The organism is Pseudomonas sp. 2995-1 (assembly GCF_002742505.1).
GTDB lineage: Bacteria > Pseudomonadota > Gammaproteobacteria > Pseudomonadales > Pseudomonadaceae > Aquipseudomonas > Aquipseudomonas sivasensis.
The window spans coordinates 1-313 of record NZ_LJSA01000485.1; the positions used below are offsets into that span (position 1 = coordinate 1).

At 34.2% G+C, this 313-nt stretch carries 1 pseudogene; it reads left to right on the forward strand.

The annotated features are described in order from the left end of the window. Positions 1-41: 41 nt before the first annotated feature. Positions 42-313: pseudogene (locus AOA61_RS24610) on the forward strand (mechanosensitive ion channel domain-containing protein); the annotation flags it as partial.

Here is a 313-nt window from a genome sequence, read left to right on the forward strand (position 1 = left end):
GAGTGAAGTATTCCACTCCTAAGGAAAAAATTGAGCGATGTGTGGAAAAAATAGATGACATGCTTCGAAACCACGATGAAATACATCAAGAGTTAATAATGGTACGTTTTCATGCCTTTAATACTAGTAGTCTTGATATTTTCCTATACTTCTTTACGAAGACAACGCAGTGGGAAGAATTTTTACGTGTTAGGGAGGAAATTAATTTAAGAATAATGGGTATTTTAGAAGAAGAAGGTGTGTCTGTTGCATTTCCAAGTAGAAGTATTTATATGGAAAAAACAGAACTAGACACTATGGCAGATAGTGTAGA